We start from the raw sequence: 12,840 nt of genomic DNA, 5'->3' as shown, positions 1-12,840 counted from the left end.
CATAACAGCGTGATGGGGTAGGAGAGTTGCATCCGCTTTTCCATTCCTCATCACGCCATAGCCTGTAGCCGCCAAGATGCTTCATTGCCGAACTCTACGCAGCTGCGGTTTGTCTTGCCTGCTCCGCCTGAATCCGGGCTTCTTCGGCCAAAAACTCCGCAAGCTGCGACTCGATCTCGTCCTTGACAATCTGGCGATATTCCAGGAAATGCTCATTGAGCGCACAGATTGACAAATAGTGATCCCACACGCGGGGATTGTGGCGGAAGATGCCAATCAGGTTTGCCCAGAAGCGGAAGCGCGTCTTGCGAACCACGCCCTGCCGCCAGAACACGATTAGCATGGCGCGAATCACCGTCCACGACACCGATCGCAGCTTGGACTTGTGCTTCGGCGTGCCCAGCTTCAGAAAGTGACGATAGGTGCGGTTTAGATACGTCATCGGGTCGTAGAGTTCCCAAAACGCATTCACGTATTCCCGCGTGATTTCCTCCAAAGGGCGCGTCGGCACAAAGTTCATCAGCGTGGTCTGGTTGATATTCGCCACCTTGCCTCGCAGCCGCCCTTCTTTTTCTAGCCGATGCCACAGGGCAGTGTCAGGAAGCGCCTGCAACATGCTGAACAGGGCCGTGGGCACAGCGGTTTTTTCCACGAACCGAACGATGCGATCGCCCGCTCCTGGCTTTTCGCCATCAAACCCGATAATAAAACCTGCCATCACCCGCAGCCCTGCTGCGATAATCGCATCCACAGAATCCGACAGCGAATCGCGGGTGTTTTGGAACTTTTGCGTCAGGGCGAGGCTGTCTTCATCCGGCGTTTCCACTCCCAAGAAGACGGCGTTAAAGTTGCAGTCCACCATCATTTCCATGAGTTCGGGGTCTTTGGCCAGATCCACCGACGCTTCTGTGTTGAAGTGGAACGGATACTGATGCTCCTCCATCCATACTTTCAACTCCTTCAGCAGCAGCTTCACGTTGCGCTTATTGCCAATGAAGTTGTCATCCACCAGGAACACCGTGCGCCGCCAGCCCAGTTCATACAGCCGCTCCAGTTCTGCCAAGAGTTGCTGGGGTTCCTTGGTGCGCGGCTTGCGGCCATACAGCACGATGATGTCGCAAAACTCGCACTGAAACGGGCAGCCGCGTGAAAACTGCACCGACATATTGTCATAGGCATCCAGATCCAGCAGTTCAAACCGGGGAATCGGCGTAGTCGTGACATCTGGCTTCTCGCCATTGGCACGAAACACGCCCTGGGTGTCGCCCCGCTGCACTGCCTCCACAAACATCGGCAGCGTAATTTCGCCCTCGTCCAAGATCAAAAAGTCCGCGCCTGCGCCCTGCGGCTCGTGGGGCAGCGACGTGGCGTAGGGGCCACCCACTGCGACCGATTTGCCGCGCCGCTTGGCTTCGCGGATTTGATCCATCATGTCGTCTGCCTGGACAATCATGCCGGAGATAATCACCATCTCTGCCCAATCCCACTCTGCCTCGGTGACGAGGCGGACGTTGCGATCGACCAGCTTAAATTCCCAGTCCTGCGGCAAAATGGCGGCGACGGTAATCAGCCCCAGCGGCGGCAGGAGTGCCTTGCGATCGACGAGGGCCAGCGCTTTCTCGAAAGACCAAAAGCTTTTTGGAAACGTAGGATATAGGAGCAGAACACGCATAGGGGTAGTGACCTCACACCGCCAATTTTTTAAAGAAAAAGACTTACCAGTGGTTGTTCAAACGAAAACCACAGACCATTCCTCAGCAACTCTCTAGAGAATGTCCAGGAAAAACGTCTACGAAAGAACGTCTAGGAAAAAGAATGTCTAGAAAGAATGTCTCGCGATTCTGCCAGGAGGCGGTGACTGCTTAGAAAATCTTCAGAGTGTCTTTAGCCTAAGTAACTTGAAGCACTCGTTAAGAGCTTGCAGCACACATTACCACAGAGTTTGGGCTGGAGTGACGGATAGTGGACAGTTGATCCGCCTGCTGTCCATCTTTCCTGGCTACCTGTCCGATGAGAAACCTCTGGCAAACAGAAAAAACAGGTTCAAAGCCCAGATTTCTAAAACCGTGCTGAGCCTGAACCGGAATGGAGGGGGATTAGCCAAACCCTGTAAGGAGTCCAAACCTATTACCACCAGCGGAGTTGAAGGTAGTTTCTTTCAGGACGGCTCAGTTCTTCTTCGGTCAGCCACTCGGTTGGCTTGTAGGTGCGGAAGATGTGATCCCACCAATCGACGGCTAGCCCGAAGTTGTGGTTCCATTGACCATACTTATGATGAACATAGTGAACCGGCATCTTCATCCAGAACACCTTGGTGGGGTTTTCGTGCTGAAGCTGGTGGGCGTAGGCAGAAAATGCGGCGAAGGCGAGTGCGCCCGCGACCCAGCCGGGGGCCCAAGCGGCTGAAAAGAAGAAAGGTACGATCATGGCGATCGCACTGCCTTTGACATAATCCAAAAACTCCCAAACCACGCCCTGCCCTTCATTGCGGCGGTGATGATCAACGTGGCGCTTGCCGACGCTGTTGGGCTTGAAGTGCATCAGGCGGTGAACCCAGTATTCAACGAAGCTGGCAAAGATAAAGGCGGTTAGAAAAGCAATAGCAAGGGCGATCGCGCTCATAGCAACTCATTAAGAACAGTAAAGACTCCACACCACGCTTTTTAGTGTGCCATGCGTGCCAGATTTTAGGGGGTTGTCCCTGTGACGGTTTGCAGGCGGGGAGTGGACGGTTTTCGGATACGTTGCGGGGGAGGACAGGCGGTGAGTTTGGGTGAATCTTGCCAAAAGAGGGCAATTAGCCCTGGCAAAGCAACTAGCCTTGGCAAAGCAACGATCGAGGGCGATCGCCCACCGAAACCCTGCCCACCAAACTGGATTCAGCAGACATAATGGGAGAGACGATTTTTGCCCGTTGATTGTGTCCGATCAAACGCCAACTCCCGATCCGGCTCAACCCGTTGATCAGTTCCTCACGCCAGAGGAATGCGCCGAAGTAGACCGCGCCATGATGACCGCGAGCGATCGCTTTTCGGCCCGCGTGGCGATTTATTCGCTCCGCTGCCTCCAGCAGATCGCGCAGCAGAGCAACAGGGCGATCGCCGACCTCAGCCCCCCGCAAATCGCCCACTGGGTTGAGCAAGACCCCAGCCTCTCGCCCGAAAAAGGCTTCGACGATGCCTTTAAGGTGTTTTTTGGGCGGCTGGTCATTTCTTCGCTAAAGCCGCTGCACCAGATCGCTGCCGAAGCCGACCAGCCCATCGAAACCCTGACCGTGCCCCAGGTCGTTGCCTGGTTTGAGCAGGCGGCAAAGCAGCGGATCGAACGCCAAATGGAGCAAAACTAGTGGAGCAAAAGTAGCACAGACGCAGCGATGAACAATTCCCCCAACTCTCCGACAGGTTTCATGACGGCTCCCCAAAGCGTGTGGCAGGTCAAGCCCTGGTGGTGTCAGCCGTGGTCGATTGTGCTGACGGGCACGGGGCTGATCGGCGGAAGCTGGCTATTGCTGCATCGCGTCTGGCTAACGGGACTGGTGGCCGTGCCCGTGCTGGCGTGGATGGGCTTTTTTGTGCTGGTGTATCCCCGGCTGTGGGCGGACGCAGTGCAGGGTCAAGGAGAGACGGAATCTGGTGTTTAGCGATCGCCCTCAGGTCAAAAAGTTTTTAGTCAAAAATTTTCCAGAGATTCCCGGAGAACCGGTTTCTGCGGCCGTAAAGGCAAGACAGAAACGCAAGACAGAAACGTAAGACAGCAGTTATCGCGCATCGTTCTCTCAAAGGCTCTTTAGGTTAAACGCATGAACCTTTCAACTCGGTCTGGGGCGACTCGATCTTGGGCGACGCGGCTTTGGGTGGCGAGTCTCTGCGGGGCGATCGCACCGCTCTTGGTTATACAGGTTCCGGCTTGGGCAAATCCCAGGGGCTTTGTGGGGAGCTATGTGGGGTCGGTGGTCAACCCGGACGAATTTGAATCCAGCCTCCAGTCGGTGGTGCTGTCGGGCGGTTCGGCGGCCTGGCTGATGGAGCAAGCCATGAACGCCGGCCGACCTGCACCAGGACAGACCACCGCCCCCGATACTCAGTTTCACGGGCGGCTCGATTTGCCCAATTCGCCCATTTCCCTGCGGGGCACGCTGATTTTGAACCAGGATATTGAAGCTGTGATGCCCAGCCTCACCTATGACCTGCCCCTCGGCAACGCGGCAAACGTCTACGCGGGGGCGGGCTTTGCCATCGTGCGGCCGGGGGCCCAAACGCCGCTGGGCGATCGCGACGGGGTGGTGATTACCACTGGCGTTGAAGCCTCGGTGGGTCGGCGCGTGGTGATCTATGGCGACGTGCGCTATCGCCCTGGCCCGGCCGCTGCAACGGAAAATATGCAGATGCAACTGGGCATCGGGCATCGGTTCTAGGGTCGCCTTGCGAATTGTCTTGGAGCGGACTCATCCGCCCAGAAGCTAGACAAGACGTGAAGCTAGACAAGACGTTAGGACTGGCGGGCGATCGCCTCGACGCGCTGATAAATGGCGGCCAGGTTCACTTCTAGGTCGCGGCGCAAGCGCTTCTCGATCAAGCCAACGGGCATCATACGCGAGGGTTGCACCGTCAGTGTGTACGTCAAATCGGTGCTGCTGTCAGTGATGGGCCGGAGCGTCCAAGCGCCGAAAAATTCTTTGAAGTCTCCCTCCACCATCTGAAAGCGCAGTTCGCGGGGAAAGTTCTCCACCATATCTAGCACTACGCGGGCGCAAAACTTAAATTTCAGCTTCCAGAGCGATTGTGCGCCCACTTGCTCTAGTCGAATTCCGCCATTGGGATGCGGGATGCGGTGGCTCTGCTGCAAGCTGGGAATAAAATCTGCCAAGTGGTCATAGTCTGTCAACACCTGCCAAACGCGATCGCTCGGTTGGGGAATCTGGATGGTTGCCGAAATCTGCCGAGTGCGATCGCCCACGGGCACCACCTCAACTGCCACCGCGCTGCATAGGGACGGCTCCAGATCGAGGCGTTCGTCCTCCAGATCGAGGGTTTCCAGGTCGAGATCGGCGTTAGACATGACGGGTGTATTTCGCGGCGAGTGGACGATGCAGGCTCCGAGTGACCCAGACAAAATCCTGAGGGCATCTTATCAAGGATTCGTCAGGGATTTGATCTGTCTTTGAGGGCAAGGGTCGAGTGTCCAACTGGATGGAGCTTCAACGGCTTAGGTCAGGAGACTGGGGCAGGGTAAGCGTAAAGCAGGTTTTCCAGAGATCGGCTCCAGAGAGCGGCTGGCTGGTCACGGCGATCGCCCCGCTGAGGTGAGCCGCCAACCCCTTGACCAGCGCCAGCCCCAGCCCAATGCCAGGAATTGCCTTTTGCGTTGCGCCCTGGCCCCGGCGAAATTTTTCAAAAATCACCGGAATTTCCTCTGGCGCGATACCTGCGCCCGTGTTGGTCAGGCTGACCACCACCTGCGGCACAGATTCCACAATTTCTAAACTTGCCTTGAGGAGGATCTTGCTGCCGGCCTCGCCGTATTTTTTGGCATTGGTCAGCAGTTCCGTCAGGATGCGGTGCAGACTGTCGGGGTCAGTGCGAATCATCAGCGATCGCCCCGGCACCTCTGCCTCCAGCGTCATTTGCTGTTCGGCCAGGCTATCTGCCCAGGCTTCCTGCAAATCGCGCAGGACATATTGCAAATCAAGCTGCTGAAACTGCGCCATAGTGGACTGCGACTCCAACTTTTGCAGAGTCAGCAGGTCGTTAATCAGGCGTGTTTCCTGAGCGCACTGGGCTTCTAAGATCTCCAGGTAGCGATCGCGCTGCTCCGGAGCCAAATTTGCCTCCCGCAGCATCCGAATCGCCACTTTCATGCTAGTCAGTGGAGTCAGCAGTTCGTGGCTAACGGTGCTGAGAAATTCCTCCATCACCTGATTCAGCCGCCGCAATTGCTCGACCTGCTGGCGCGTCTTTTCGTAGAGCTTGGCCTGCACGTCCAGACTGCGCTGAAGCTGGGCCGTGCGCTCGTCCACTAGCGAGTTGACCTGGCGCAGGGTGCGCGTTTGAATAATTGCCGTGCTGAGCTGGGCCGCCACCATCCGCAGAAAAGCGACCTCCTCCGGGAGCCAGTAGCGGGGCTGGCGCTGCTGCACCACCAAAATGCCCAAGACCGTGCCCTGATTTTCGAGCGGAACGAGCAAAACGCTGGGCAGAGTCGCGAGGTCAAACACATCGGCTGCCTGAATCGGCTCTACCAAATTGGCCACGCCGCACTGCGATTCGGAATAGCTGGGCAGGGCGATCGCCAGATCGGGGTGGGCAAATACCTGTTGACACAGCCCGCAGTCCGATAGCTGAAACGAGGGTTTGGAGGAGGCTTCTTCCTCAGACCATGCTCTGGAAGATGCCACGGAAGTCGAGGACGCTGGCGCAGTGGATGAGGGCACCGGAAACAGGCTTTCCACCGTGATTCGCACGCCCGACCGATGAGAGTTGGCGCGGCCCCTGTGGAGCGGGTCTTTATACTTATACAGCGCTACCAGACCTCGTTCGACCTGCAACGTGGCGATCGCCCCCTCCAGCGCCAATTGAAAAATTCGTTCGGTGGCCCAGGCATTGCGAACCGCGCTAGTGAGCCGCTCGACCAGCGTTTGAGCCTGAAGCTGCTGCTGCACCTGCTGCTGGAGTTGCATCTGAGAGATGGCGACCGAAACCTGGCTAGAAACCGTTCTGAGTAGCTGCATGTCTAACTCCGTCCACACGTAAGGCTGCGATCGCAGGACAACGAGTACACCATTCGTCCGGCCCTGAAATCGGGTTTTGCTAACGAGGATTGATCCGGGATTTGACCAGATCACCAGACAATCTGGATCAACCGCAATAGGGGCCGAAAAATCCCCGGCACTTGCCTGCCTATGAGTTGGAACTTGGGGCAGCCATTGATACAGGAGGTCGCCGGACTCGTCCTCGGCATCCGAGGGCAGGGGCAGGGCAGAAGATTGCTTGAGGGTAGAGAAATCTGAAATCGACAGGAGTTCCGTTCTGGCGAGGGGCGATCGCACGGCGGGCAATTCTAGCAGATCCAGCAGCGGCCGCAGCGAACGAGACAAGGTGGGGGCCTGTCTTGGCTGCCAGTAGAAGGCTTGGGTCAAGCCCTGGCTGCGGCTCAGGATGCCTACTGCACAGGCACTTGCACCAAGCCGCTGGGCAAGAACCGTTAGCAATTGACCGAGCGCTACTTCGGAGGAGGCACTGTCCACCACCATTTGGAGCCAGTCTGGTGCTGCGTCTAGGCGATTCCCACAGGGATCGCTTCGCGAATCGCTAGGAGAAGCTGACTCGAAGGATGCTGTGGTTGGAGCATCGTCATGTTGGGATAGCGGGAAACGCTTCGCCATCGTCAATTCAGCCACCTTTTGAAAAATTACCGTGCAGAAATGCAGCCCGGATAGAACGAGGGAGTTTAATTGATTAGAACGAGGCAACTCCGATTTTCACCGGCCTTTTGAGTGGTTTGCAGCCCTTATTCGTTCGACATTACTCGACATTAATCGCCTGATGCTGCTTGATGCTTCAAGCCTGGTAAACCCACCAGAACTGCCACATCTGTAGCAATTTGTAGGTTGGAAGACATAAAAGGGCAAATGCCGAAGTAGCCCATCATAGGATCGAGCCACTTACCCATTCAAGAAAGATTTGGAAAATCAGAGAAATGTAAATTGATTGAGAATAATCACCAGCTGGCTTCTAAAAACTGCGGTAGCTTGCTCCAGATTACACGGTGGATGGAACAGCAGAATCCGTGATTTCCCTACGATTCGGGGCAATCGCTCGCAGGTCGTCTAAATCTAAGGGTCAGGGTTGCGAAAGCAGTGTGCTAGAACGCATGTATCTCCGTAAAATGTCTCTAGGACGCTTGATCAACACCCCGTTTTGACCTATCCCCTCTTCGTTCTTCTTTCTTCCCTCTTCGTTCTTCCCTCTTCCTTTTCCCCCTTATGACATTTGCACAACATTGCTTTTCTGCGCTTCAAGCAATTGGTACGGTCAAGGGACCAGGCGAGGCATCGACGCAATACGTGTTTATCACGGCCGACAATCGCCAGGTGAAAGTGGGCGAGTTTGTGTTTTACGAGGCGATCGCCGATGAGGGTGCAAGGCTGCAAATTTTGGGCAAAATCTCCGACCGCTGCCTGATCGACCATCTGCCCGACCGCATCTTTGCCGACACCGAAATCAGCCCAGAGGCGATCGCCGCGCTAGTCGGGTTTTCCTACGCCAATCCCGAAATTTACGAAGTCACCGTCGAGGTAATTGGCTATTTTCACAAGGCGCTGGGCTTTATTAACCCGCGCCAAGCCCCCGACCCCGGCGCAAAGGTCTATCTTGCCAGCGACGAATGTTTGCGGCAAGTGCTGAACAAAAAGCAGCTTGGCGACGTGGGCGCGGCGCATTTGGGATCGCTGCTGCTGCGCGAGTCTGGGGCAGTGCCCGTGGTGGTGGATGTGAAAGAACTGGTTAGCACCCACATGGCAATTCTGGCGGGCACAGGGTCGGGCAAGTCTTATCTGGCGGGGGTGCTGGTGGAGGAACTTCTGTCGCCGCAAAACCGGGCCGCGGTGCTGATTTTTGACCCCCACGGAGAATATAGCACCCTGGCGGAAATGCAGGGGCACAGCAAGTTTTCAGCCGAAGACGGCTATGCACCCAAGGTGCGGGTGTTGACCCCGGATGATGTGCGGATTCGGGTGTCGTCGCTGGATTATTACGACGTGCTGGCGCTGCTGCCGGAGATGAGCGATCGCCAGCAGGCCATTCTCAGCAAGGCGTTTTCGCTGCTGCATAGCCACCGCAAGGGCGACTATCGCTGGACGATCAACGACCTCTACGCCGCCGTGGAGCAGGCTGACACCGCCACCGATGAAGAGGGCAATACAAAAATCGGCAGTTCTGCCGGGGCGCTGCAATGGAAGCTGGAAAAACTGGCGCGATCGCCCTATTTCCATACCTACGAGCATCTGTCGCCCCGCGACCTGTTTCAGCCCGGCCAGGTGACCGTGCTGCAAATGAACGAAATCAGCCAGGAAGAACAGCAGGTAATCTGCGCCGCCGTGCTGCGGCAGGCCAACCACGCCCGCATGAACACTCAAAAAGGCAACCTCACGCCCGACGACGAGAACTATTTGCCCTATCCGGTCTTCATCCTGCTGGAGGAGGCACACCGCTTTGCCCCGGCCCACGACCCCTCCCGCTGCAAAACCATTTTGCGGACGATCCTCAGCGAGGGGCGCAAGTTTGGATTGGGGGTGGGGCTGATTACGCAGCGGCCGGGCAAGCTGGATTCCGATGTGCTGTCGCAGTGCATGAGCCAGTTCATTATGCGGATTGTCAACCCAGTAGATCAGGACAGCCTGAAATATGGCGTGGAGGCGGCGGGGCGCGACCTGCTGAAGGAATTGCCCGCCCTGACGAAGGGCCAGGTGATTGTGTCGGGAGCCTGCGTGAATACGCCCGTGCTGTGTCGCGTGCGATCGCGCCATACCACCCACGGCGGCGAAACTCTGGACGCGCCCGCCCTCTGGCAGCAGCACTTCCAGGCGCACCAGATCCGCGCCCGCGAAATCGAGCAAGCGCCGCTAGCCGCCCGCACTCGCCCCAAAACCGTGCGCGGCGTGAGTATTGATTAGCGTTGATTCGGGGGAAGTGGGCGATTTCTTTGGAATGCTGCGCTAACGCCCGCTTATCCTGCTTCGCCAATCGTTTCGCCCAAATAGCTGGCGAGATAGTGGGTCATCAGGCGCTTGGTTTCAGCAATCAGGCGAGTGCGAAGGGGTGCGTCGGCCTTGAGCGAGAGCCACAGCAAATTGCCGACGGACTCTACCACCACCAGGGCGATCGCCCGCCGCTGTGCTGCATCCAGCCCTGGCCGTAGCCGCCCCAAAAAGTCTGCTAGGTCATCTACAATGCGGGCCTCGTAGGTGTCCATTTCGGCGATCGCCCCCGCCGTCATCAGCCCCAGCACCTGCTCAAACACAGCTCGATAGCCTGGCTGGTGGGTCATGAAATGGTCGAACGCTTCCACCACGCGATCGACATAATCCGCCAGGGGCATGGGTTCTGACACGGCAGCATGGAGGCTGGCAAAGAGTTCGTATTCTTGCTGCATGTAGCGATCGGCCAGTGCCTTCAAAATCGCCGCTTTGTCGGGAAAGAACTGATAGAGCGACCCGACCGGAACCTGGGCACGAGTGGCGATCGCCCTGGTGGTGGTTTGTTCATAGCCCTGCTCGATAAACAGCGCCTCAGCCGCGTTCAAAATTTGGCTGACCCGCTCCTGGCTGCGGGCCTGCTTGGGCTGGCGGCGCATGATGCCAGACGGGATATCTGGCAGGGGCACATCGGACGGGAGGGCAGTCATCGCAAGACCGAGAGAGACGACAGTGGAGCAGCGCTTGAGAAACGCTCCTTCAAAATCTTAGGGGACAACGGCTTGACAAAACATGAACATCATTCGTATTTTATAAACATGAACACTGCTCACTTTTTACTGCTCACTTTTTTTTGAAGCAGCGTCAATCCTGACTTTGCAATCTCGACCTTGCGATCCTGACCTCTCCACATTGACCTTATTGACCTTTTCCAGGAGTTTTTCTATGAAACCGCTGACCTCTGCGTATCCATCGATCACCGAGATCCGCCAACCTCTGGCAACCAACCCTTTTCCGTCCAGCGAGCGCGATCGCAATGTCCAGTTTTTGACGATGCTCAAGGCTTTCTTTTCGCTGCTGGCGGCCGATGCCGATACTGACCTGACAGCCGTGGACGAACTGAGCCTGTCGCTGGTCGATAGCGATGCCTATCGACTGGCCGCGGCTGAGATGCAGCGCGATCCAGACGTTGCCGCGCTTATCCACGAGCGCTACCAGCCGCCCGCCCACGACCTCGATCGTTTGATTACTTATCCAATCGGCTCTCTGGGGCAAGTTTATGCAACGATGCTGCAAGACAGCGGTTTCGAGCGTATTGAGATGCCGCTGGATCTGACCACCGACACCGCCTATGTGGAATATCGCTGGCAGCAGACCCACGACCTCTGGCACGTTGTCACGGGCTTTGGCACAGATGAAATTAGCGAAATTGGGCTGCAAGCTTTCTATTTGGCACAGTTTCGGCTGCCGCTGGCGGGAATGCTGGTCGCCAATGCGCTCATCGGCACGACGCTGCTGACCCCCGAAGCCATGCCTGACCTACTGCGGGCGATCGCTCTCGGCTGGGAACTGGGAGAACAGGCTAAACCTCTGTTTGCACAGCGCTGGGAGGAGGCATGGGAAAAGCCCGTGCGCCAGTGGCGGGCAGAGTTGGGGCTGCCGCTGGAGGGCGTGTTGGGGCGATGAAGATAGACAATGAGCCAGGTTTTGGGCAGGGTTTCAAGCCTGGGGAGACCACTATAAATATGAAATCGAATATGAAATCGTCCTCGTGCTGTCTTTGGCTATGGATGCTTCGGAGTAGCTATCCCTGGGGTGGGCTATTGTTGCAACTGATCCGGCTGCTGTGGATTGGCAACGAGCGGCGATCGCGCGAACGACTGCGCCTGTGGCGGCTCTGGCTGCGGATTGATTTTGCAAACCTGCTGGCGATCGCCATCGACCTGACGCAGCCTGAGTTCTGGGTATAGCCTTACTGCTCACACACGCGGACTCTAGGAAGGGCGATCGCCCTTCATCTCTTTGCACCCGTACCTTTCGGCGATCGCCCTTCATCTCTTTGCACCCGTACCTTTCGGCGATCGCCCCTCATCTCTCAGCACCCGCACCTCTGGGCGATCGCCCCCCGACACCTTTCGGAACCTCGAACTACTGACCCAAATCTACCGCGACTTAAAGTTTGCATCTTACCCAAACACTGTTGGGACTTTTTGGCTTGACCCAGATCTCGAAGAACCAAGCCTCTGCAAGTAGGGAGCGTTGGCGTAAGCCCTGCGGAGCAGCCATCGCCTACCCACCGACAAGCTGACAGAGCCAGAACGCTGAGGGCTAACGTTCCGGTTGAGCGGCTGCAAGTAACCTCTGCATCATCACCAAAATCTTTCCTCAGTCCGCTCCGACCGGGTTGTTAGCTCTCGCTATCATCAATCTCTATGAATAAAAAGTTTGCAATGCCATTCTCGTCACAAAATCCGTCTAAATTATCGAGTGCTTGAAGAGTGGCAGGAATAGAAACCCTTCGATCTGTTCCATCTAAACTTGTGAGCGTAACTCTTCCATTCGAGATCGGCAGATAATTCCCTTTTTTGTGTTGACAAGCAGTTTGTAACATTGACATCAAGTTTTTTTGTTTCCCAGGACTGGAACGCACCAGCTCTTTAAGTTCAGAATCTTTCCACAATAATTTGGAGTCTCGATATGCCTTATCAAATTGATACGTGTCTTTATGCCAAATGCAAGTAGATGCCCAAGAGTCAAAGTGGGGTGGCTCTTTTCCAGGTTTTTTCCCAAGTATAAAGAACTCCCAAATAGCAGCCTGCTTTATCCATTTTGATTGCCGCTGTAGTTGATCACTGAAGTGAGAGATACCTGATTTTTTTTGAAAAGAATCCCAAGATTTATCAAAACGTATCCACTTCGCCTCAAAAAGACATATTCTGGCAGCATTTTTATGCTTTACTACAATCATTGCATCACAACCAAATTTCCCTTCATGATGTGTCGATAAGGTTTGTGAATAAGCAAAACAAGGTAGTCCACGATAGCGCCAAAAATCTCTAATTCCCTTTGTCAAATTAGACACATAATCCCTCTCACCCAGAAGTGTTGAATTGAGACATAAAACTTTACATTTGACCCTATGAAGCTCC

At 55.8% G+C, this 12,840-nt stretch carries 13 protein-coding genes; 7 read left to right on the top strand and 6 right to left on the bottom strand.

From position 1 onward, the window contains the following. Nucleotides 1–94 precede the first annotated feature (94 nt). On the bottom strand, nucleotides 95–1,672 hold the full coding sequence (locus tag IGS16_RS18980; RefSeq protein ID WP_297088140.1) for a B12-binding domain-containing radical SAM protein: 1,578 nt from the start codon (nucleotides 1,670–1,672) through the stop codon (nucleotides 95–97). Nucleotides 1,673–2,127: 455 nt separating this feature from the next. Beyond that, complete coding sequence (locus tag IGS16_RS18975) at nucleotides 2,128–2,622, bottom strand: sterol desaturase family protein (RefSeq protein WP_297080032.1); 495 nt, start codon at nucleotides 2,620–2,622, stop codon at nucleotides 2,128–2,130. Nucleotides 2,623–2,920: 298 nt separating this feature from the next. On the opposite strand from IGS16_RS18975, the gene IGS16_RS18970 reads away from it, so the two are divergent. From IGS16_RS18970 to IGS16_RS18960, 3 genes are all read left to right on the top strand, one after another. Then, nucleotides 2,921–3,346 (top strand): hypothetical protein, encoded by a 426-nt coding sequence (locus IGS16_RS18970; protein WP_297088138.1) that lies wholly within the window; start codon nucleotides 2,921–2,923, stop codon nucleotides 3,344–3,346. A 60-nt stretch (nucleotides 3,347–3,406) separates the two neighbouring features. Then, nucleotides 3,407–3,640: a DUF6737 family protein gene (locus IGS16_RS18965; RefSeq protein WP_297088135.1), complete on the top strand. Its 234-nt coding sequence runs from the start codon at nucleotides 3,407–3,409 to the stop codon at nucleotides 3,638–3,640. Between the two features lie 159 nt (nucleotides 3,641–3,799). Continuing rightward, nucleotides 3,800–4,414 (top strand): hypothetical protein, encoded by a 615-nt coding sequence (locus IGS16_RS18960; protein ID WP_297088133.1) that lies wholly within the window; start codon nucleotides 3,800–3,802, stop codon nucleotides 4,412–4,414. Nucleotides 4,415–4,488: 74 nt separating this feature from the next. On the opposite strand, the gene IGS16_RS18955 is transcribed toward IGS16_RS18960, so the two are convergent. Together IGS16_RS18955 and IGS16_RS18950 are read right to left on the bottom strand one after the other, a co-directional pair. Beyond that, on the bottom strand, nucleotides 4,489–5,058 hold the full coding sequence (locus IGS16_RS18955) for an SRPBCC family protein (protein WP_297088131.1): 570 nt from the start codon (nucleotides 5,056–5,058) through the stop codon (nucleotides 4,489–4,491). Nucleotides 5,059–5,197: 139 nt separating this feature from the next. Continuing rightward, nucleotides 5,198–7,381, bottom strand: a complete 2,184-nt coding sequence (locus tag IGS16_RS18950) for a GAF domain-containing protein (RefSeq protein ID WP_297088129.1) — start codon at nucleotides 7,379–7,381, stop codon at nucleotides 5,198–5,200. A gap of 600 nt (nucleotides 7,382–7,981) precedes the next feature. Between IGS16_RS18950 and IGS16_RS18945 the strand changes: the two genes are divergently transcribed. Then, nucleotides 7,982–9,670 carry a DUF87 domain-containing protein gene (locus IGS16_RS18945; protein ID WP_297088126.1) on the top strand — a complete coding sequence of 563 codons (1,689 nt, stop codon included), beginning with the start codon at nucleotides 7,982–7,984 and terminating at the stop codon, nucleotides 9,668–9,670. Between the two features lie 53 nt (nucleotides 9,671–9,723). On the opposite strand, the gene IGS16_RS18940 is transcribed toward IGS16_RS18945, so the two are convergent. Further along, on the bottom strand, nucleotides 9,724–10,401 hold the full coding sequence (locus tag IGS16_RS18940) for a TetR/AcrR family transcriptional regulator (protein ID WP_297088124.1): 678 nt from the start codon (nucleotides 10,399–10,401) through the stop codon (nucleotides 9,724–9,726). A gap of 235 nt (nucleotides 10,402–10,636) precedes the next feature. Between IGS16_RS18940 and IGS16_RS18935 the strand changes: the two genes are divergently transcribed. The 3 genes from IGS16_RS18935 to IGS16_RS18925 all read left to right on the top strand — a co-directional run bounded on the left by IGS16_RS18935 (nucleotide 10,637) and on the right by IGS16_RS18925 (nucleotide 11,944). Beyond that, nucleotides 10,637–11,377 carry a Coq4 family protein gene (locus tag IGS16_RS18935; protein WP_297088122.1) on the top strand — a complete coding sequence of 247 codons (741 nt, stop codon included), beginning with the start codon at nucleotides 10,637–10,639 and terminating at the stop codon, nucleotides 11,375–11,377. Between the two features lie 71 nt (nucleotides 11,378–11,448). Continuing rightward, complete coding sequence (locus IGS16_RS18930; protein WP_297088120.1) at nucleotides 11,449–11,661, top strand: hypothetical protein; 213 nt, start codon at nucleotides 11,449–11,451, stop codon at nucleotides 11,659–11,661. Between the two features lie 52 nt (nucleotides 11,662–11,713). Then, nucleotides 11,714–11,944, top strand: coding sequence for a hypothetical protein (locus tag IGS16_RS18925; RefSeq protein ID WP_297088118.1), 231 nt, complete (start codon nucleotides 11,714–11,716; stop codon nucleotides 11,942–11,944). Between the two features lie 154 nt (nucleotides 11,945–12,098). Here IGS16_RS18925 and IGS16_RS18920 read toward each other — a convergent pair. After that, nucleotides 12,099–12,840 (bottom strand): hypothetical protein (locus IGS16_RS18920; RefSeq protein ID WP_297088115.1); only part of this gene is annotated, 742 nt, incomplete at its 5' end.

Source organism: Thermoleptolyngbya sp. C42_A2020_037 (genome assembly GCF_015272455.1).
Taxonomy (GTDB): domain Bacteria; phylum Cyanobacteriota; class Cyanobacteriia; order Elainellales; family Elainellaceae; genus Thermoleptolyngbya.
The sequence above is the reverse complement of the archived record's forward strand: the minus strand, read 5'-3'. Positions and strand labels throughout refer to the sequence as shown.